This is a genomic window from Rhodopirellula sp. MGV, from assembly GCF_002251265.1.
Classification (GTDB): Bacteria; Planctomycetota; Planctomycetia; order Pirellulales; family Pirellulaceae; genus Stieleria; species Stieleria baltica_A.
On sequence record NZ_NPDI01000038.1, the window covers coordinates 160787 to 181749 of the forward strand.

14 protein-coding genes are annotated in these 20963 nt (G+C 57.1%); 8 read left to right on the forward strand and 6 right to left on the reverse strand.

Annotated features, from left to right (window positions below):
- Positions 1 to 35 precede the first annotated feature (35 nt).
- Positions 36 to 1490, forward strand: a complete 1455-nt coding sequence (locus tag CGZ80_RS29120; protein ID WP_315851418.1) for a sialate O-acetylesterase — start codon at positions 36 to 38, stop codon at positions 1488 to 1490.
- A gap of 52 nt (positions 1491 to 1542) precedes the next feature.
- On the opposite strand, the gene CGZ80_RS13350 is transcribed toward CGZ80_RS29120, so the two are convergent.
- The 3 genes from CGZ80_RS13350 to CGZ80_RS13360 all read right to left on the reverse strand — a co-directional run bounded on the left by CGZ80_RS13350 (position 1543) and on the right by CGZ80_RS13360 (position 6965).
- On the reverse strand, positions 1543 to 5049 hold the full coding sequence (locus tag CGZ80_RS13350) for a hypothetical protein (RefSeq protein WP_094415127.1): 3507 nt from the start codon (positions 5047 to 5049) through the stop codon (positions 1543 to 1545).
- Between the two features lie 40 nt (positions 5050 to 5089).
- Positions 5090 to 6427 carry a histidine--tRNA ligase gene (gene hisS / locus CGZ80_RS13355; protein ID WP_094415294.1) on the reverse strand — a complete coding sequence of 446 codons (1338 nt, stop codon included), beginning with the start codon at positions 6425 to 6427 and terminating at the stop codon, positions 5090 to 5092.
- 70 nt (positions 6428 to 6497) lie between these two features.
- A complete protein-coding gene (locus CGZ80_RS13360) occupies positions 6498 to 6965 on the reverse strand; it encodes a YkgJ family cysteine cluster protein (RefSeq protein WP_094415129.1) in 468 nt (155 codons plus the stop codon).
- Between the two features lie 84 nt (positions 6966 to 7049).
- Between CGZ80_RS13360 and CGZ80_RS13365 the strand changes: the two genes are divergently transcribed.
- Positions 7050 to 7910: a formyltransferase family protein gene (locus CGZ80_RS13365; RefSeq protein ID WP_094415131.1), complete on the forward strand. Its 861-nt coding sequence runs from the start codon at positions 7050 to 7052 to the stop codon at positions 7908 to 7910.
- 27 nt (positions 7911 to 7937) lie between these two features.
- On the opposite strand, the gene CGZ80_RS13370 is transcribed toward CGZ80_RS13365, so the two are convergent.
- Positions 7938 to 8438: a hypothetical protein gene (locus CGZ80_RS13370; protein WP_143543910.1), complete on the reverse strand. Its 501-nt coding sequence runs from the start codon at positions 8436 to 8438 to the stop codon at positions 7938 to 7940.
- 40 nt (positions 8439 to 8478) lie between these two features.
- Entirely contained in the window at positions 8479 to 9729 is a 1251-nt protein-coding gene (locus CGZ80_RS13375) for an acetylxylan esterase (protein ID WP_094415135.1), read from the reverse strand.
- A gap of 299 nt (positions 9730 to 10028) precedes the next feature.
- On the opposite strand from CGZ80_RS13375, the gene CGZ80_RS13380 reads away from it, so the two are divergent.
- The 4 genes from CGZ80_RS13380 (at position 10029) to CGZ80_RS13395 (ending at position 13894) form a co-directional block, all read left to right on the forward strand.
- Positions 10029 to 10859 carry a DUF4339 domain-containing protein gene (locus CGZ80_RS13380; RefSeq protein ID WP_094415137.1) on the forward strand — a complete coding sequence of 277 codons (831 nt, stop codon included), beginning with the start codon at positions 10029 to 10031 and terminating at the stop codon, positions 10857 to 10859.
- Between the two features lie 143 nt (positions 10860 to 11002).
- Positions 11003 to 11554 carry a hypothetical protein gene (locus tag CGZ80_RS13385; protein WP_143543911.1) on the forward strand — a complete coding sequence of 184 codons (552 nt, stop codon included), beginning with the start codon at positions 11003 to 11005 and terminating at the stop codon, positions 11552 to 11554.
- 37 nt (positions 11555 to 11591) lie between these two features.
- Positions 11592 to 13100, forward strand: coding sequence for a hypothetical protein (locus CGZ80_RS13390; RefSeq protein ID WP_094415141.1), 1509 nt, complete (start codon positions 11592 to 11594; stop codon positions 13098 to 13100).
- A 44-nt stretch (positions 13101 to 13144) separates the two neighbouring features.
- Positions 13145 to 13894: a type II CAAX prenyl endopeptidase Rce1 family protein gene (locus tag CGZ80_RS13395; RefSeq protein WP_158222685.1), complete on the forward strand. Its 750-nt coding sequence runs from the start codon at positions 13145 to 13147 to the stop codon at positions 13892 to 13894.
- 714 nt (positions 13895 to 14608) lie between these two features.
- Here the strand turns inward: CGZ80_RS13395 and CGZ80_RS13410 are convergent.
- The gene (locus CGZ80_RS13410; RefSeq protein ID WP_146042931.1) at positions 14609 to 17113 is read right to left on the reverse strand and encodes a CehA/McbA family metallohydrolase; all 2505 of its coding nucleotides are present in this window, start codon (positions 17111 to 17113) and stop codon (positions 14609 to 14611) included.
- A gap of 178 nt (positions 17114 to 17291) precedes the next feature.
- Between CGZ80_RS13410 and CGZ80_RS13415 the strand changes: the two genes are divergently transcribed.
- Together CGZ80_RS13415 and CGZ80_RS13420 are read left to right on the forward strand one after the other, a co-directional pair.
- Entirely contained in the window at positions 17292 to 18452 is a 1161-nt protein-coding gene (locus CGZ80_RS13415) for a zinc-dependent alcohol dehydrogenase family protein (RefSeq protein WP_233148408.1), read from the forward strand.
- Positions 18453 to 18572: 120 nt separating this feature from the next.
- Positions 18573 to 20957: a DUF1553 domain-containing protein gene (locus tag CGZ80_RS13420; protein ID WP_094415152.1), complete on the forward strand. Its 2385-nt coding sequence runs from the start codon at positions 18573 to 18575 to the stop codon at positions 20955 to 20957.
- Positions 20958 to 20963 lie beyond the last annotated feature (6 nt).

Here is a 20963-nt window from a genome sequence, read left to right on the forward strand (position 1 = left end):
ATCAACGTGCCGGGTTCATTCACAACGGCAAACCGCTGGCGGAACCGGTCGAAGGCTGCGCCGCAGAAATCGTCATGGACCGCGCGCTCGATTTCATCCGTGCCAAAGCCGAAAACGACCGACCTTTCCTTGCAGTCATCTGGTTCAACCCACCGCATTCACCCGTCGTCGGCAACCCACGTTACATGGCGCAGCATTACGCCGACCTGCCCGAAAACCAGCAGCACTACTACAGCCTCGCAACGGCAGTCGATGCGCAGATGGGACGGCTGCGCAACACGCTTCGCGAGTTGGGCATCGCTGATCAAACGTTGTTGGTCTTTACAAGTGACAACGGCCCGGGTCCGCCAGTCGGGCGCACCTTCAAACCAGACGCTCGGCTGCAAGGATCTGCCGGCCCATTCCGCGAACGCAAAGCGTCACTCTATGAAGGCGGCATACGAGTCCCCGGCTTGATCGAATGGCCGACACAAATTCGATCCGGAACGGTGATCGACGCACCTTGCACGACCCTGGACTATTTGCCAACGATTGCCACACTGCTTGACATCGAACTGCCCAGACGTCCTTTCGATGGAATCGACCTGATGCCGCTGTTAACCGGTGCGCAACAAGAACGTGGACGCCCGATCGGGTTTTACTTTCGAGATGCCATCGCACTTTCGGATGATCGTTTCAAACTGATTGACGCAAAGCAATCGCGTGGCCGTGGCGGTAACGACCGCGCGTTCGATGATCGCAAGTTTGAACTGTTTGACTTGATCGCCGATCCGGGGGAAACGACCGATGTGAGCGATCGCCATCCAGACATCGTCATCGCGATGAAATCGGAATTGAAAACGTGGGTGGCTTCGGTGGAGAACAGCCATGATGGCAATGACTACCAGGCTGGCAAAACGCGTTTGTTTTTACTGTCCGGGCAATCGAACATGAAAAACCTGGATCCGGAAACCACGTTCCTACCCACACTTCGCAAATCGTTTCCGAACGACACGTTGATCCTGGTCAAAGTTGCATATGGTGGGCGATCGATTTCGCGTTGGGTTCCGCGTGGCAAAATCTACGCCGAGTTGCTCGGCAAAGCGAAGGAAGCGATTGAAAAGAACGGTACAGCGACGAATGACCTCGATTCGATCAGTTTCGTGTGGATGCAAGGCGAACGTGATCATCAGCAAGACGCGACAACACAAGCCTATGCCGACAACCTGCGGCAGCTGCGTCGCCAACTGATTGACGATTTTGGCCGCGAAGACATCAGCTGGGTGATTGGGCGGCTCAGCGACGCCCGAGTTAGCACGGCGAACTGGGACACCATTCGTCAAATCCAAGTCGATTTCGCCAACGGCAATTCGTTCGCCAAATGGGTCGACACCGATGATTTGAATGGCGTCAACAACGGAGTCCACTGTCCGCCCGAAGGCTACGACGAGATGGGCAAGCGGTTCGCAACCGCCGCGATTGAGTTGATCCAAAAGGAAGAAACCAATTAACCGCAGACGATCGCAAGGCGACCGATAGACGCAACACGCCCTGCAACGTTTCCTATCGCTTTTGAAACGCTTCGAATGCTTCGCGGAGTGATGCGGGGACACGGCGTCGGTTGCCGCTGTCATTGATACTTCGCAATCCATCGCTTTTGCGAGCTGCGGTGCCGTTGGTTGATTGGCTGGGCCGCAGCCCCAAACTTTTTAACGCGTCTTTGAGCTGTTCGGATTGGTTGGGATCCGTTGCCGGTTGATCGATGTCGCGGACGTTCTCCCAACGCTTACGAAACCGCTCTAAGTCCTCGGCCGACCAGTTCAGTTCTTCCAGTAGATCGTTGTCGATCTGGTCGCGGTTCTCGTCCAAATAATCGAGCACCATATCGGTGGCTTTCTTGGCATAATCCAGATCAGGTGGAGGCGGCGGGTCGGCCACCCCGGTGTCATCGAGCGGCGAGTCTCCTGTCCCATCACCGTTGGTCATTTGACCGTTTGGTGAAGACGATGGTGAGTTCGAATTGGACGTGTTGTTCGGTGATGAATTGGGATTGGAAGAATTGGGTTTCGACGGATCGCCAGGGCGGTTCTGATTTGTTGGTGATTGGTCAGAGTTGTTGGGCTGTCCTTCCGGACCAATCTCACTGTCCTGCGGTTGGCCACTGTGCTGTTTGGTTGGAGAGTCATCGCCCTCGCCGTCTGCTGCGCCGGTGTCTGAATCGCCTGACGCGTCATCTGCGGATTCACTCGAGTTGGTGCCTTCTGTTCCGGTCTTGCTATCCGACTGACCGCCGGCGTCGCTCCCCGTTTCACTGCCTGATTCACTTCCGGATTCTTCACCGCCAGTTTCTTGACCAGCGTCGCTACCCGATTCGCTACCAGCGTCACTCCCCGACTCACTGCCGTTTTCGCTGCCAGATTCACCGCCTTGGGAGTTTTCACCCGATGTGGATTGATCGCCCGCGCTGCTCTCGCTGCCCGTTGATTCTTGTTTCCCTTGCTGGCTACTTGGCTGGTCACCTTGCTCGCCTGGTTGCTTGCCTGCATCGCTCTCTTGACCAGACGCCGAATCGGATTGAGGCGACGAAGGCTGTTTGCCATCGCTTTGCGGCTTATTCTTTTGGCGTTCGAGATAGTCTTTGATCCGCTCGAATGCTTCTCCATCGTGCTCCGGTGCCGACTTGCCTGACGAATCCGATTCGCCTGACGAGCCATCTTGCTGTGATCCGTCAGGTTGTTGTGATCCCTCGGGCGATTGCAAACCATCCGCTGAATTTGATTCACTGCCAGTCTCAGTATCGCTGCCAGACATCTTAGTGCCGCCATCGGAAGACGACTGCGAGTTATCACTTTGACCTGGCGGAGTTGCCTCGTTTGCTGACGACTGCCCCTGCCCCTGCGGATCGCTCTCGCCATTGGGGCTTGGCTGTCCGTTCGGGTCAGCCTCGCCTTCGCCGGTTTGATCCGAACTGGATTGATCGGAATTGGTCTCGCGATTTGGCTGCTGGGCGCTCGACGGGTCTTGTGGGTTCGACGAGGCCTCGCCCTTGCCTTCGGATCCGCTTGGGTTGCCCGTCGGTTCGTTGCCAGATCCCGATTCGCCCGAGGACTGTTTTTCGTCGCCGTCAGATTCATTGCCGTCAGACGGGTTCTGATCCGGCTGGCCGTTTGATTCGGGGTTCTCGTTGTTGGGTTGGTTCTCCGCTGACGATTCGCCGGAGGACTCACCGCCAGAACTGCCGGAGTTACCCGACTGTTCGCCGCCTGATTCACCACCTTCGCCGCCGGAACCGGAAGAAGACTGGCCTTCGCCCGCTTCACTTTGATTTACATCGCTGGCGGGTTGCTTGTCCGGAGTGGACAAACCGTCGTTGTCGGTCGGGTCTTGTGGCAAGTTCGGGTCGTCTTCGACGATACGCAATTCGACCGGGTCGGTGGTGACCGTGTTGGGGCGGATCCGTGGGTCGCCTGGGATGTTGCGATTGTCGATCGCCGTCGCGGTTACGCGTACGACGTCTCCGGGACGCAAGCGATAGAGAAATGGCCGGAACCGGAACACGGCAACTTGATTGCCTTTCCCGTTCGATTCACGTTTCCAAATCACGGGTTCGGCGAGGGTGTCCAAACCACGGACAAGCTTTAACTGCACCCGTTCCAATTCGAAGTCGGCGTCCATCGCGTGGACTTCGATCGTTTGTTGTGAGTTATCGGGAACCTCTTTCGGTGACTTGCGTGGCACCACGATGGTGACATCGGGCGGCAAATCGGGGATGACCTTGATCGGATAGACGATCGGGTCTGGATTCGTTTGTTCCGATTGATCCCAAACCTGAATGCGATAGTTCACCGGCTCGACCGCATTGGGGCGTCCGACGGCACTGCGAAGAATTAACCCCGCGGTCAAGGTCACGCCGTCTTCGGCGATCTGCATTTTGGTGATCCCGCCAGTCGCGCGCAGCGAGTCGCCGATGGTCTTGCAATTCAATTGCATCTCTGCGCGTGCGACCGGACGATTGACTCTCGCGTGAATCGTCACCGTGGTGGCATCGAGAGCTTGGATCGCGGGACTGGACGTTGTGCGTGGTTGCGTGTCGGTGTAGGCAGGCGGTTGATAGCGGACGCGTTCGATCGCGACGACCGGCACATTTTCGATTGCGATTTGAAATGGCCCCGCGACCGCGTCGCAGGCTTCGATCCAGTATTGCTGTTGCCCGACCGCGGTGTGCTCAATCGCCAGGCTTGTTTTAAAGCGATCAGTTGCTTCATCGAACTCCATTGCCAGCGTGGTTTCTTTGGCGGCATCAAGCACACGACACGTGACCGCTTCGCCAGTAAACAGCCCTTTGACTTCGGCAGAGATCGCAACGCTGCGTCCGGCCAAGGTTTGCGTATTTCCAGGAGTCACGTTGCTGATGGCAACACGTTTCGCGGGTGCGATCGAAGCGAACGGTGCGACAAGTCGCTGCGTCGATGCGACGGAGCTTTTGGGTGAAGCGACGATGTAGGCAGCCAGCAGCGCAAACAAGCTTGCCGCGGCGATCCACCATTTGAACGTCCCCGTCGCTTCACCAGGCAACACGTCATGCGTTTTCAGCAGCGTTGCTGCCCGAGTCCCAATCGCTTGCACGACACGGGCACGCACGCCGCGTGGTGATTCGGGTTTCAGCGTGACGTAGCTGGTCAGCTGCTGGCGGTAATCGGGATGGTCGTTTTCGAGTGCCCAGGCGGCGTATTCGCTGGTGACCTGCTGGGTCATCAGGGGCCATGTGTGCCGGACGAAGTACCAGATGACCACGCCAAGGAAAGCGGCAAACGCGAGTACGCGAATCGACATGCCTGGCGAGTAGATCCAGTGGTCCAGGACCAACCAAGCCAGCAGGGCTGCCATACTGCCGATCGCGATCTTCAACACCGCGCGTGTGATCTCGCTCCACCACAACGCCCGCCGAGCCTCTTCGATCCGTTCGTCGATGATCTGTTCGGCGGCGGATCGGTTGACAGCCGTCGTATTGCCCGCGTCGCCGCGATGCTGGCCGGGCTGTTTTTTCGTTGACGAAGTGGCGGTGGACATAAACCGTCGGCAAATAGAAAAGTGATCGGTCGTCCTATCACTATACCTCGCCTGCAAGAATTTGGTTCAACGCCGCAACCAAATCCTGGGGCTGGTCGTGACGATAATTCACGTCCTGCGTCTGTTTGGTGGCCAAAGTTTTGACTTGGATCCGTTGTTCGTCCCATTCGTTGCCCCCGGCGACCAAGGCAACTTGGAATCCGTGTCCGTCAGCGTATTTCAGCTGAGCACCAAGCTTTTTGGGATCGGGATAGATCTCATTAGCAATGCCGTGGGCCCGCAAGGTTGCCGAAAGCTTGAGGTAGTCATCACGGCGATCGGCGTCAAAGTATGCAATGAACACTCCCGCGGGGGTCTTCGCGTCGCCCAACAGTTCCAGCGTTTCCATCGCGGCGAGCAATCGGTCCAGTCCCAACGACGCGCCGATTCCGGGCAGGTGCTGCTTGGTGTAAAGCCCTGCCAAGTTGTCGTAGCGACCACCACTGCAAACGCTACCGATCCCGGGCAGATCGTCGAGTGTCGTTTCGAAAATGACACCGGTGTAGTAATCCAGGCCGCGGGCGATCGACACATCGATTTTGATTCGCTCGCTCGGCACGCCAGCCGCCAAGGCACCTTGGTGAACATCTTGCAAACGCTGGATCGCCTCCAGCCCTGCTTCGCTACCACCGATCAAGTTTGGCAAACGTTCGAAGATCGATTCGGCGTCGCCATCCAACTCGGCCAGTGCGAGGACCTTGTCCGCTTGATCAGGTGTCACGCCGGCGGCTTCACACATTTCCTCGGCGACGCGTTCGCGGCCGATCTTGGCAAGCTTGTCCAAACAACGAAGCAGCTCGACCGCTTTGTCTTCTAAATCCAGGTGACGCAGCAGCTCGGTCAGGACACCACGATTGTTCACGCTGATGGTGAATTTCTCGAAGCCGATTTCACAAAGCAAACGGTTGATCACGGCGACGGCTTCGATATCGGCCATCACACCGGTGGTTCCGATCGTGTCAAAGTCACATTGCATGAACTCGCGATAGCGTCCGGCTTGTGGACGTTCGCCTCGCCAAACGGACGCGATGTGATAGCGTTTGAACGGGGTGCCGAGTTCGTTGATGTGCTGTGCGGCGAAGCGTGCCAACGGAACGGTCAAGTCGAATCGCATGCCGACCGCACGACCGCCATTGTCTTCGAAGCGATAGATCTGGCGGTCGGTTTCGTCGCTGCCTTTGCCCGTCAGGATTTCCAGGTATTCCAACGTCGGCGTATCGATCGGCGCGAAGCCGAACGATCGGAACACTCTTCGCGCGGTTTCCATCAGCCGTTCGCGCGGGATCATCACCGCAGGTAGGTAATCGCGAAATCCGTTCAGGGTTCGAGGTTTGATCAAAGACATAACAGTGCGAGGGTGGATATCAAAAGGTATAGAAGGGAGCGCCGCTGATGGGAGAAGCGGCAGGCTAGCCGACGACGGGCAAACCGCTGGGACGCGGCCGGCGTAGCGAATGGCGTTCGGGCCGATCAGGATCGGGGAATTGGGGACCGTACAATCCGTCGGCGTATTCGTCGATCTGTTCGGCGGTTTCGAAGTATTGGTCGTAACACCAGTCGTCATCAAACTCGCACTCGTCGGTCGTGTATTCACGACAGATCTGAGGCCGGGTTTCGTAGATTCCGCAGCGGTGGTCGTCGCGAAGGTGTTTGCAGGTCGTGTGGACGAGCAGGTACCAGCTGGAGTCTTCGACGAAGACCGTGGCGCGATCGTGCAGCAGGTACCAGCGGATGTAGTCGAAGTCCTTGCGGGTGGTCGGCGCATCGATCGGCAGTGCGAAATAGTGGCAACACTTGGCGGTGCAGTGATCGCACAAGACCTCGCCGGGCGGCACTTTATCGCGTTTCAGGCGAATCGATGGCGTTGGCGCATTCACGGGACGGTATCGCGTTTTTGGGCGTTTTGGTGTAAACGGTGCATCTGTCGACGCACGAGACTGGATAGCAGCTGGAGCATTTTAATGGAAGTCGTCATCACCGCACTGGGGCCTGACAACGTCGGATTGGCCGACCCGATCATCCACTACGTCACCGGTCAGGGGGCCAACATCGCCGAAATCCAGATGTATGACCACGACGACCAGCAATTGTTCGCCATGCTGTGCCGGATTTCGATCGAAGATTCACAATTCGAAATGCTGCAATCGGCGATGCGGCAAATCGGCGATCACACGGGCTTGGCGATTCGTGTTTGGAGCCCCGATTGGCACCCCGTGCCGCGGCTGGCGATCTGCTGCACGTTCGTCGAGCACACGCCGCGAGCCGTTTTGCAGGCGATCAAAGACGGCAAAATCAACGCGATCCCCGCCGTGCTGATCTCCAATCGTAAACGCCTTGCGTCGTTGGCCGAGGAATTCGACGTGCCGTTTCAACGCATCGGCGACGACAGCGGTGCGGCCGATGACGGCGCGATGGTCGAGCTGCTGGACCACTACGACGTCGACTATGTCGTTCTCGCCCGCTACATGCGTGTGCTACCGCCAAGCACTTGCTGGCAGTTCGCCGGCGGGCGAATCATCAACCTGCACCACGGGCTGCTACCAGGCTTCCCCGGCTTCCGACCTTACCATGACGCGCATGCCGCACGGATGCTCAGTTACGGCGCGACCTGCCACTTCATCATCCCCGAACTGGATGCCGGAAATCAGACGATCAACCAGCGAACATTCAGCGTCGATCCGGGCACACCGCTCGACGCGATCATCGCGGAAGGCGAAAGCCAAAACGAACCGGCATGTTTGGTCGAAGGCGTTCGCCGCGTCGTGGACCAAGAAGTTCGCTTGCACTTCCACCGCGTCATCGCCACCAAGAAATCATCTTAACAACCACCGAAAACCTGTTTCTTCGAATCACTTGGAACGAAATGCTGGCTGGGGCGAGTAGTGTCGTAGTGCCGGTTGGGGCGTGAACCCACGAAGGGCTGGCTGGGGCGAGAAATACCGCAATGCTGGTTGAGGCGAATAGTAGCGGAGCGCCGGTTGTGGTGAGTAGTAACGCAGCGCTGGCTGTGGTGCATATCCACGCAGGGCCGGCTGCGGCGCGTATCCACGCAGCGCTGGTTGCGGAGTGTATCCACGCAGGACCGGCTGTGGTGCGACTCCAGAAAGTGCAGGGCGAGGAAACTGGCTCGCACCATTGAACGGTTGTTGTGGCAATGCCGATTGCTGCTGCGACAGATTGGTCGTCGGCCCGGCAATGATTGAGCGCCGATAGACCGACCTAGCTTTTAATGCGGCCTCGCGGCGAGCTTGCATTCTCGCTTGATACTCGGCGAACTTCTGTGGATCGCCCGCATTCGCGACCACTGGTAACAGCGTCGCGGTCAATAACAGCAGTAGTAGTAGACGCATCGTGATCACCCGCCAATGGTCGAAAGGATTGCGAGAAAGGCTATTTCAGGTGCCGCGTTGCAAAGCGAATGTACTGCTGCCAGTCAAAGTCCGTCACATCGTGCTTGCCTTCGCGAATGTGATAGCCAATGGTGCCTTGCTGACTTTCGCCGACCGGCGGCATCTCGGTCGTCGGCAACCCTTCTGTACCCAGCAACTTGTAGACCGGATCGGCTTCAACGCAGGATAAAAATTCGCCTTTGGGGTCTGCCCAGCGGTCTTCGACAGCACTGGCAACATACAGCGGACGCGGTGCAATCAAGGACAACAGCACATGGCTGTCAAAAGGCAGCTTGCTTTCTTGCTCGTTGTATTTTTTAAAGTTTCCACAAAACCAATGAGGAAACGAGGTATTGATCCGCCAGACCGTTTCACCAATTTGACGACGGGACAACGCGGCGCCACCACAACCGGAATCGTTGGAGATCACCAGTGCAAATCGTTGATCCGACGCACCGGCCCACAAACTGGTTTTGCCCAGTCGTGAATGTCCGAACACCGCGACTCGTTTGGCATCGACCACGTCAACTTGTTCAAGCACGTCGAGAACGCGGCTGAGTCCCCAGGCCCAAGTGGCGATCGATGCGGCTTCGTCATCGGCCGGCTTCCCCAAGACTTTGTGCACGCCGTTTTCGAACCCGTCATCAAAGTCAGGATCGATGTCGCCATAGTAAATCGTGACCAGTCCAAAGCCGGCTCGGATCATCGCTTCGATCGCCCATCGCGACGATGACTTGCCGCGATCAGCATCACGTGCGCGGTGGTCATCAATGTTTCGCATCCAGCTGGTCGGCAATTCGATCGCCGGGTGATCAAACACGGTGTGATTGCCGGCGAAGTTGTATCCCAGGAACACAGGCACCGGCTGCTGCTTGGCCGATTCGGGCAAGAACATTGCAACACGAACGGTTTCACCAGCGATTTGGACGTGCAGCTGGCGTAGGAAGCCTGCTCCGTCCAAGATCGCCACATCATCCAATTGCGATCGCACGGACACATCGCCACCCGCATCGCTGGCCGGACCTTTGCCGAACATTTCTGCCGCGATGAGGTCGCGCCATTCGGCACGTTTCGCCGGCCAGTCATCGGCGCTTTTGACATCACCCAATACATCGGGCAACGCATAGGGCGGGATTTTGGCTTCGTCATAGTTGGCGACGAAGGGACGGTTCTGTGCGTTTGCGTTTTGCGAAACTGCGGTCGCAGACAACACGACCGCAAACAGGCAGCATGCGATTCCGGTGGGATTCATCAGGGTGTTCCGGGCAATTTGGGTGGGAGGCGGGTGCGGGGAAAGACGCGATTTGACGCGTCTAAAGAAGGTTGGCGTGATCTCAGAACGGCGGGTTGGGATACTATCTTCGGATACCACAATAGCGGAGGCAAGCTTGGCAGTCCGCAGATCACGTCCGATTAATTTGCCTGGTTTAACCTGTTTGTTGTTACGCCAGCCGAATTCGGCGATTCACGGCTTTGTTGGCTAGACTGAATCGAGGGCTATAATAAAGCTTTGACGCGGTTTCAATCTTTTCTCGACGCCAGAACAATCTGATGGGAATTCGGTTTGCATGCCACTCGTGTGGCAAACCACTCAATATCAAGAACGAACTGGCGGGACGTCGGGGCGTTTGTCCGGCCTGCAAGGTGCGATTTCGCATTCCGCCCGGTGATGCGGCTTGTTCGATACCACTTGAGGAATCCGCCGAACCCGGACAGTCCGACTTGGAGCATGTTGAACATGACTCGAAAGCCGACGTGTCCAGAACGACCAAAATCGCCGCCTCTGGTTCTTCACGCGATATCACCGACGACTCGGCAGCCGTCGCAACGATGACGGCGCAGGCCCCAGTACCCACAAATAGGTCAGCACCCACTACGTCGGTGTCGACAACGCCGGAGCCAATCGCGGCCGATGCAAACGCTGGCGGCGCGGAGATTTTGAGCGGTGACGAGCCGGCGACATGGTACGTGCGTCCGCCCAGCGGTGGGCAATATGGTCCGGCGGAAACGAAAGTCTTGCGGGATTGGATCGATCAAGGTCGTGTGGCAAAGACGGCATTGCTTTGGCGTGACGGTTGGCCGCAATGGCGTGAAGCGTCCGAGGTGCTCGCTGAAATCGTCGATCAATTGCCAGGGGCGATGCGTTCGGCGAACGCGGGGCCGACAAATTCGGGGCCTACAAATTCGCTGTCCAATGAGAAAACCAAGTCGATCGCGGCGGAAGAGACCAGTCCACTGGATTCGTCGTTGATGGGATCGGCACTGATCGGTGCCACCCGGCGAAAACGCACGAACCGCCGTCTGACTTTGGTCGCGGTCCTCGGCGCCCTTGTCGTTGGGCTCGTCGTCACACTCTTTTTAGTCGCCTCCGCTGGCGCCTGACCTAGGCTTGTCTTTTCCGCCGGTTGAAAGGTCCCGGCGGTACTTTGGGGCACCCAATTCGTCTTCGTTGCCCAATCAGCTACAGTAAGATCGAATCCAACGCTGGAAATCCGATCATTTCACACCTCCGTGGAGCTTTCGATATGTTTCGTTCGCCGAGTTTTGTCGCCTGTTTGGTCACCGTTTCGATCGCGATGGCGTCCTTCGGGGCGACACAAAGCCACGCCGAAGACGCCAAGGAAATTGACGTCTTGGGCAAAGCGAAAATGGAAGTTCCTGCGGAGTTCAAAGAGGGTGAAAAGAAATCGCGCATCATCGAACATGAATTTCAAGTCGGCGAAGGCGACGATGCGGCTCGTTTGACCATGATGCGAGCCGGCGGTGGTGTGCAGCCCAATATCAAACGCTGGAAAGGCCAATTTTCGGGCGGCAAAGACGAAGACCAAAAGGTCGAAACGATGACCGTGGGCCCCTTCGAAGTCCACCTTGTCGACGTTTCGGGCACCTTTGCCGAATCGATGGGCGGTGGCCCGTTCTTCGGCGGCAAAACCGTTCAACGTGAAGACTATGCAATGGTTGGCGCAGTCTTTGCTTTCGAAGGCCGCTTGTACTTTGCCAAATTGGTCGGCCCCGCGAAAACGGTGAAGGCCAATCGCGAGAAGTTCGTCGCGATGGTCAAATCGGCCGGCAAATAAGGCCCCTCAAGAGCAGCAACCGCAGGAAGCCCCTGAGATGAATATCCAGAGTCTGTTAGAGCACCACGGGATCGTCCGGAACCCCTTTGCCGAAGAAGACGCTCAGACCGACCAGGTCTTCAAAGAGCACTGCATCGCCAATGCCTATCACCCCGTTTGGGACAAGGTTTATGGCGATCCCAAAGAACCTTCGACGGCGATGGTGTTTGGGCCCAAAGGGTCCGGGAAAACCGCGATGCGGCTGCAGATCCTGCGGCACCTGAAAAAGTTCAACCAGGACAATCCGGGGCAACGTGTCTTCACGATTCCCTATGACGATTTCAATCCGTTCCTGGACCACTTCAGCGAACGGCTCAGTCGACGCACCGCGCGTAAACCCGAGCGTGTGCTCAAGGAATGGAAGCTCTGGGATCACATGGATTCGATCCTGTGCCTGGGCGTGACCAAACTGGTCGACCAAATTTTGAAGCACGAATTGGTCGAAGACGGCATCGACGGACAAGCCCTCGCACAGCTTGATCACAACGACCGGCGCGATCTGCTGTTGCTAGCCGCCTGCTATGACCAAAGCAGCGACGGTGCATTTGTCGAGCGTTGGAACAGCTTTCGCCGCCGCCTGGGATACAACAACCTCAGCACCCACGTGAGCTGCTGGTTTGCCTGTGTCTGGTGCGTGATCGTTGCCGCAGCGTTCCTCTATTTGATCTTCACCAGCACCGGTGGAACGGACGACGCGGGTAACGCCGTACGCACCGTTTGGGATTACCTGTGGTTGATGCCAGTGCTGATGCTCATCGGGTCAGGACCGTACCTGATTCGTTTGGTCAAAACATGGTGGGCGGCATTCCAAATCAAACGCCACATGCGTGTCGGACGTCGCGAACTGGGCACCGTCCGCAAAGTCCTACATTCGATCCCGGCAAAGGAACTGGCCAGCCAACCGCTGCCGCGCTACGACCGCACCGACGATCGCTACGAACTGCTAAACAAGTTCCAATCGGTACTCGCCCGCTTGGGTTACGCCGGAACAATCGTGCTACTTGACCGTGTGGACGAACCCCACATGACCGGCGGCAAACTGGAACTGATGCGTCTGTTCGTCTGGCCGCTGTTGGACAACAAACTGCTCAAACATCCAGGCATCGGTTTCAAGTTGATGTTGCCCCAGGACTTGCACCGTGACATGGAACGCGAATCACGCGATTTTCACGAGCGGGCGCGTCTGGACAAGCAAAACGTGATCCCCTCGTTCCAGTGGACCGGCGAGTCGCTTTACGACTTGGCCCGCGCCCGGATGATGGCCTGCGCAAAGCCTGGCGAATCGCCTGAGCCAAAGGACCTGTTCGCGGATTTGGATTACAACCGCATGATCAGCGCGTTTCACTCGCTGCGTGTTCCCCGGCACCTGTTCCGGTTTCTGTATCGCGTGCTTGTTGACCACTGCAACCGTTACACCGATGCCAATCCCGAATACAAGATCAAAGCCGAGACCTTTGAAACGGTGTTGGCGGTGTATAGCCGCGAAGTCGATTCGTCCAGCCTGTAACCGATCGCTACCAGCAGCCCGAGCTTTCCAGGATGCCATCGAGGGTGAACGAAAACGCCAAGCCACGTGACGTGATTGAATCAGATCCGTGGCTGTCAAAGGCGGCGATGATCATCCCGCTGATGCTGTTTTTTATCCTTGGGATGCTGGTCGATACCGAACCTTTGGTCGATGGCCAAACGGTAAACGGCACCACGTATCTGGGCCTCGTGTCGGCACGCGTAGCGCTGATGGCGGCTGCATTTGCGTGGTTTGCCCGCGAGATCGTCCGCCAATTTCCACTGCGGATCGACCACTGGGGCTGGTCCGTTGGTGTGATTGGCGCGGCGTTATGGATTGGGATCTGCGAAGCCGGTTTGGAACGGAAGCTGTTGCGAACGCTTTCGATTTCCACCGATTGGCTGCCCGCTCGCGAAGGCGTCGATCCGTTTCTCACCTATGCCGCGGGTGCACCGTTGATCGGGTTCCTGATCGCTCGGTTTCTGCTCTTGGCAGTCTGTGTTCCGATCGCCGAAGAGTTGTTTCTTCGTGGATTCGTGATGCGTTCGGTGGAAACGGAGGACTGGACCGCGCTACCGTTGCTAAAAATTGGCCGTCGGGGCGTGGTTGCCGCAACGGTTTATGCCGTCGCCACTCATCCGGGTGAGTTCATTGCCGCGATCGTCTGGTTTTCACTGGTCACTTGGATGATGTACCGCACCGGCAAGTTCTGGAATTGCGTGGTCGCACACGCGGTCACCAACCTGATCCTGGGGCTTTATGTGTGCTGGGCTGGTGCCTGGTACCTCTGGTAACGATGTCTCTCTGGTCGTTCGGTGCCTGGCGTCAGCTTGCGATTGGCTTGTCGCTTTTGCTTTCAGTCACTGCGGTGGGATTGCCGAAGAACGAATGCGTTGCGAAATCGGTAACGAAGCGATCGCTTTTGGGCGACCTGAACGCTTCGCGAACCTTTTCGACTTGTCCCGCTGACGTAATCTGCTAACCTCTGGGGCCCGACCGAGGACCCGGTGTAGATAAAGTCCGGGTTTGACAAACATTTATAGCTGAGATCACCGCCAACTGCGGGATCGCCGAATTGGAGATTTGACTGGGTGGGTACTAAGAAAACTGGAAAAGGGCGGCGTAAGGTAGGTCGTAAGAAACGACGGATGCGTAGCAAGATCCGTCACCGCAAGAAATAGTTTCGGTGACCGGCTGATGTAATGCCGGTATTCCAAGCGAACCAATGCCGCCGATGCCTGATTTTGGGCATCGGCTTGTTTGCTGGAGCTTGCGCGAGTGTCTTGTGAATCGCTCACGCAAATGCCGCTTTGGAGTCACGAAAACAAGACCACCAATGAAGTTCGGCAATTCGATCGGAGTTGCCGAGCATTTTTGTATGCGCGAAACGCCCGGACAGCAAAATGCCAGCCGAGCGTTTCGTTGATTTCTTTCTCGCGTGGATTCACTCGACACGGCCAGCCGTAACCGGCCGTGATCTGATTTCGAGTGAGGTTGCCTAAACGTTCTTAGTGAACGTGATCGTGATCATCATGATCGTGGTGATGATGTTCAGTCTGTTTTGGCAGTGGCAACCCGAGCTCGTCGTGGTTGTGGTCGAAACCGCTTCCGTCAAGGTCGACGAAGACTGGGTTGCTGACCGCGATTGGTGCACGGTCTCCGTTTCCGGGGCCCATCACTTTTTGCATCGTCATCCCTTCGCCGATCGTTGCGACGATCAGGTGTGCGTCTGACTCCAGTTCGACATCGAACTTGGTGTCAAACTTGACGACCGAATCGGCATCACCGAACTGATCAGGATTCGACTTGCGAGTCCAGTTGTGCTCTTCAGAAGCACGGCCGTTGATGAACAACTGAACGCGATTGACGTCCAACCAGTTTGGGCATTGAACCGTGACGTGCATTTTGACCTTGCCGTCTTTCGCGACCAAGTCGTCGCCAGGAATCGCGACACGATCAAACGATGGGCTGGTTGCAGTGACAGTCATGTACGGCCCGGTCGACATGATCACGTGGCCGGCTTCCGACTGGCGAACCATTTCGTCGGTCGAAATCTTTGCCGGGTCATCCGTGCTGGATGCGAACCAGTTACGACGCCAGCCACTGCCGTGATGGTTGTAGTGTGCGTCAGTGTTGATCACGCCGGGAATGCGATAGCCCTGGTTGAGCAATTGCATCCACTGGAACAAAGGAATTCGCATTTCGCGAACGTTTGGCGGTGTCGACGCGACATCATCGAAGATCGTTTGCAGCGGGTGCACTTCGATCACATCGGTGAACTGCAGCATCTTTCGGAAGCCTTCGTCAGGCTGACCGTCGACGTCCAAGTCACCATAGATCTGGTGCAGGTTGGGGTGGTTCATTTGGACGATCTTGTCGGAACCGTTGTCCCACATCGCGATGCGTTCGATTTGAACGACAGGGTTCACGTCCGAACGAGGCCCGCCACCGTTTTGCGTGTGCGGGAATCGTTGCAGCGGGAACGAGTTTTGGTGGTTGACCGGCAAGGGGCGTCCGGTGACTTCCATTCCGCTGCAGGTCGCCATGGCGTCGACCAGTCCCATCGCTTCCAGGTGTGGAACGTAGGTGCTGATCCGAGCGTGCTCGGTGCAGGGCGCGAATTCGAGGTGCTCGCAAAGCAGGTTTTCGACGCGTCCGAATTGATCCGACGTGTTATCACCTGAGGGGCTGCTGTGGCTGTGAAGCTCAGCACTGACCCAGCCAGTGGTATCGACAACGTGAGGCAGCTGAACTTGCAAATCGACCGTTTTCCCGGCTGCGACTTCGAATTGGCGAGACTCGCTATTGAATTCCGGCCCGTGGCTGAAGTGGACTTCGTACTTGCCGGGGTTCAGCGGAACCATCATGCCACCGTGAACGGCGTACACGCAGTTTTTAATAAACGTCCGCGTGCTGTCTGGCCCGAAGTCCGGATCGTTGCCGTCAACCGAATAAACGGTTGCCTTCGCGGGAATCTGGCGGCCTTCGCCATCGGTAACGAGTGCCGAAAATCCGCTAAAACCTTGCAAGGCAAGCGTGCTGGTCGAGGCTTCGGCAGCCAAGGTCAGCGTTTGGCTGAGCGGTTGATAGCCAGCCGCGTTGACTTGAACTTGGTAGTCGCCGGCGGGCAAACGAAGTTTCGCAATTCCTTGATCATCGGCCTGAATCGCCTCTGCTTTTGCGATGTCTTGGCCTTCTGCAGCGATCCGGATCGTGGCACGACGCACGAACGCTTGTCCTTCTTGTGCCGGCGCATCGGTCATGACTTCGAACGTTCGCATGGCGGACGCCGAACCGTTGTCTTTGGCAACCGATTGCAGATCGGTGACCGAGGACGCGGGGTAGATCCGCACGGACCAGCGAATCCCGTTTTCAACAGCTTCAACTTGCTCGCTCGCGAAATGAAGTTCCTTGGTGCGTTTCTTCTTTTCTTTCCAAGCCAGCGGTTTGTCCGACGATGCCGATTGGAAGCCGATCACGGCGCGGAAAAACGCGTCTTGGCTGACCGCGAACTGGTCGACATCGATCAAGTCGAAGGTCTTGTCAGCGCGGATTTGGTCAAACGCCTTGATGTCCTTTGCTTTCTCGCCGGTGATCGTGACGGTCGCAACAACGTACGGCTGTCCTTCGGTCAGTTCATAGCGGACGTTCGCTTGAGTGCCATCGTCGGCAACGGTATTCGATGACTCGCAAGTCCAGTACACCGTGTCGCCTTCGCGTCCCACGTCGACTTTACTGGGGTCAAAGAATTGGTAGCGCAATGCACCCGGGATGTAGGCGCTTAATTGATCGTTGGATGCGTCGTTGACCGACAGATCGAGGATCGAGGCGCCGATTTCACGGACGGTCAAGTTCGCGTCACGTGTGGCGATAGGCGCCGCAATGGTCAACGAAATTTGATCGTTGCTCATCAAGTAGTCGCCGTAGATCCAGTCGACTTCTTTGCCTTCGATGGTTGGCTCGAATTCGGGATAGATAACCCGAACATCGACGGCTGAAACCGACGTGGACATCAGCAATAGCGATGCCAAACCGGACAGTTTCGACCGCCACGAATGTGGCCGCGTGGAGGTGTGCATGGTCAGTGCGTACCTAGTAAAGAGGGGTGATGCGTATCCGTCATGATAACCCCTTCGGCCTTGCGTCAGTGAATCGCAACGGAGAGGGGGCTTGGTTTGCGATACAATTGAAATGGGGCGGTACGATACACGAATCGAACCAAATGGAACCGGATCGAATCGGCGTGACCTCAGCGATTCTTCGTTTGTTAAAACAATCTTCAAATTGGCGGATACCATGAAGGCCTATCACATCACCGGACCGGGTGGATTGTCGTCGCTCAAGCAGGTCGACGTCCCCGAACCCAAACTCGGCCCGCTCGATGTGCTGGTGGAGATGAAAGCTTGGTCGCTGAATTACCGTGACCTTGCGATGCCGTTCGGCGGTTACATCCGCAACGACAAAGTCAAACGCAATCCGCCGCTAGTGCCGTTGTCCGATGGCGCCGGCGAAGTCGTCGCGGTCGGCGAACTGGTCGACCGTTTCAAAGTCGGCGATCACGTCGCCAGCGTGTTCTTTCAAACTTGGCTTGACGGCGACCTGACCGACGCACAAATCGGATCGGCCCTCGGCGGCGCGATCGATGGCGTCTTGGCCGAAACCGTGGCGTTTCACCAAGACGGCTTGGTGCTGATCCCCAACGGCTACCTTTTCGAAGAAGCCGCGACCTTGCCATGCGCCGCAGTGACCGCATGGCAGGCGTTAACGTTGGCGAACCCACAACCGGGGCAAACAGTGTTGATGCTGGGAACGGGAGGCGTTTCGATCTTTGCGTTGCAATTCGCGAAGGCATTGGGCATGCGAACGTTTATCACGTCCAGCAGTGACCAAAAGCTGAACCACGCCAAGGAATTGGGCGCGGACGTCGCGATCAACTATCGAGCCAACGAGGACTGGGAACAGGTCGTGATTCAGCAAACCGGTGGCGTCGGTGTCGACAACGTCATCGAAGTCGGCGGCGCTGGGACACTCGAAAAATCGCTCGCCGCGGCAAAGACCAGCGGTCGTGTCAGCCTGATCGGCGTCTTGACTGGCCAACCCGATCAAAACCCGTCGCCGATGATGGCGCTGTTCAAACGCCTGACGATCCAGGGGATCTATGTCGGCAGCCGACGCATGTTCGAAGCGATGAACCAAGCTCTCGAAACGAACATGATCCGTCCGGTGATCGACAAACGCTTCGCATTCGACGAGGTCCCGGCCGCATACGAGTACATGCAATCGGCACAGCACTTCGGCAAGATCGTCATCACGCGATGCAATAAAGGGCAACGCGAGTCGAGGGAAGATTAGCCGCCGCGTGGGCTGTTTCAGGCACGCCGCTCGAGATCGCGTTATGATGGAACCCCACCCCCGATCTCCCTCCTAATCAAAACGCACGCAGCAGCAACGCTAGTCGTGTGTCACCACGCTATGAATCAAAGCCTACTTTGGTGTTTTGTCTCGCTCGCGTTGGTCCTCGGAAATGCATTTCCCACGCTTGCCGTCGACTTCGAAAACGACGTCGCACCGATCCTTGCCGAGCACTGCTTGCGCTGCCATCGCCCTGGCAACGCGAAAGGCGACCTGTCGCTCGAAACCGACCAGCAACTGCGTGATTCTGAATTCGTGATTGGCGGCGATGCCGACTCCAGTCACCTGGTTTCACTGATCACGGCCGCCGAAGGCGAGACGCCGGAGATGCCGGCCGAAGGCAAACCGCTTTCGTCACAACAGGTGAAATTGATCCGTGATTGGGTCAACGAAGGTGCCTCGTGGCCCGATGGATTTCGTTTGCAACAACGAACCAAGGCGGATGCCGACTGGTGGGCGTTCCAGCCGCTGCGGGTTGATCCGGATACCAGCCTGGATGAGCTGATCGATCGACGACTGGGCGAAACTGACTTGTCACGCAACCCCACCGCCGATCGACACCAGTTAATTCGACGGGTGACGTTTGACTTGATCGGCCTGCCGCCCACTCCCGAAGAGATCGACGCGTTTGTTAACGATCCCGCTCCGGATGCTTACGAACACCTGATCGATCGGCTGTTGGCATCGCCCCATTACGGCGAACGGTGGGGACGGCACTGGTTGGATGTCATACGGTTTGGCGAAAGCAACGGGTTCGAACGCAACGTTTTGATCAACAACCTGTGGCCCTTCCGTGACTACGTCATCCGCAGCCTGAATGAAGACAAGCCATTCAACCAATTAATTCGCGAGCACCTTGCCGGTGACGTTCTCGAACCCAACGAACCTGATGTGGTCATCGGCAGCGCGTTTTTGGTCGCGGGGCCGTACGATGATGTCGGCAACCAAGACGCCGTCCAAGCCGCACAGATCCGCGCCAACACGATCGACGAAATGATTCGGTCTAGCAGCGAAGCGTTTCTAGGCCTGACGATCGGTTGCGCTAGATGTCACGACCACAAGTTTGACCCGATCAAACAAGACGATTACTACTCGCTTTACAGCACCTTTGCCGGAACCGTGCACGGCGACGAGGTTTGGGCCACGCCTTCCGAACGCCAAGCCCATCACGACAAGTCACAGCCTCTGCATCAGCAAGTCGCTTCGCTGGAAAAACAGCTTCGCGATCTCGACGATGCGATCAAGCAGCGCGAAAGCGAATCGGCAAACCCAATCACTGACCAGGAAAGCAAACAGCGCGACGAGTGGAAAAAGCAACTCGATCAAGTCCGCCAGCAGCTCTCACAAATCCCGGCACTTCCGAGAGCCTGGCTGGGTCGACACGACGCCAATCGAGCCAAAGGGCCGTTCCATGTTTTCCTGGGCGGCAGTCCACAAAAGCCGGGCGAAATCGTCACGACACAAAGCTTGGTCGCGATGTCGACGTCCGATGACCAGCATGAACCAAGCTGCGCCTCGATCGCTTATTCACTCTCCGGTGATGCCTCCGAATCGGAACGCCGGTTGGCCTTCGCTAATTGGGTCACCGATTCACAAAACCCACTGACCTTGCGTGTGTTGGCGAATCGCTTGTGGCATTACCACTTCGGGACCGGCATCGTCGCGACGCCCAGTGATTTTGGATACATGGGCGAGCGTCCCAGCCACCCCGAGCTGCTGGATTTTCTTGCCACACAACTGCGTGATCACGGTTGGCGAATCAAGCCGATGCACAAACTGATCATGATGAGTCAAACGTATCGCCAATCAGCAAGTTTTAATGCCGACGCGGCCGCAATGGACGCGGACGACCGATTGCTTTGGCGATTCCCACCGCAGCGTTTGTCGGCTGAAGCGATCCGCGACTCGATGCTGCAACTTAGCGGCGTGTGGCGACGCGAATCAATCTTGCCGCGTGACGACACCAGCGTCTCGTTGCAGACTGAATCCGCTGTCCCATCAGGCGGCCCAGGGTTTCGGTTGTATCAATTCATGCAAGACAACGTCTGCACCTATGTGCCGCTGGATCAGCACGGCCCGGAAACCTATCGTCGGGCCGTTTATCACCAAAACGCCCGAGCATCAGTGGTCGACTTAATGACCGATTTTGATCAGCCGGACTGTGCGTTCGGGACACCGCGTCGATCGGAGACGACCACCCCGCTGCAAGCCCTGACAATGCTCAACCACAGCTTCACCTTGGACATGAGCCAAGCGATGGCAACACGGCTTGCCAAAGCGAGCGACCAAGTTTCTGACCAAGTCGACTTGGCGTATCGCGGTGCCTTTTCACGCAAGCCAGACGATGAGGAGCGAGCGGACTGTGTTTCGTTCATCGAGCAACACGGACTCGCCGCGTTCTGCCGTGCGCTGCTGAACGCCAGCGAATTGATTTACGTGCAATGAGGTGAG

Coding starts and splice junctions, on each gene's coding strand:
- CGZ80_RS13350 (WP_094415127.1), bottom strand. CDS start 5,049: ATGTCCACCGCCACTTCGTCAACGAAAAAACAGCCCGGCCAGCATCGC.
- CGZ80_RS13365 (WP_094415131.1), top strand. CDS start 7,050: ATGGAAGTCGTCATCACCGCACTGGGGCCTGACAACGTCGGATTGGCC.
- CGZ80_RS13370 (WP_143543910.1), bottom strand. CDS start 8,438: ATGCGTCTACTACTACTGCTGTTATTGACCGCGACGCTGTTACCAGTG.
- CGZ80_RS13375 (WP_094415135.1), bottom strand. CDS start 9,729: ATGAATCCCACCGGAATCGCATGCTGCCTGTTTGCGGTCGTGTTGTCT.
- CGZ80_RS13380 (WP_094415137.1), top strand. CDS start 10,029: ATGGGAATTCGGTTTGCATGCCACTCGTGTGGCAAACCACTCAATATC.
- CGZ80_RS13385 (WP_143543911.1), top strand. CDS start 11,003: ATGTTTCGTTCGCCGAGTTTTGTCGCCTGTTTGGTCACCGTTTCGATC.
- CGZ80_RS13390 (WP_094415141.1), top strand. CDS start 11,592: ATGAATATCCAGAGTCTGTTAGAGCACCACGGGATCGTCCGGAACCCC.
- CGZ80_RS13410 (WP_146042931.1), bottom strand. CDS start 17,113: ATGTCCACGTCGGTTTCAGCCGTCGATGTTCGGGTTATCTATCCCGAA.
- CGZ80_RS13415 (WP_233148408.1), top strand. CDS start 17,292: ATGGGGCGGTACGATACACGAATCGAACCAAATGGAACCGGATCGAAT.
- CGZ80_RS13420 (WP_094415152.1), top strand. CDS start 18,573: ATGAATCAAAGCCTACTTTGGTGTTTTGTCTCGCTCGCGTTGGTCCTC.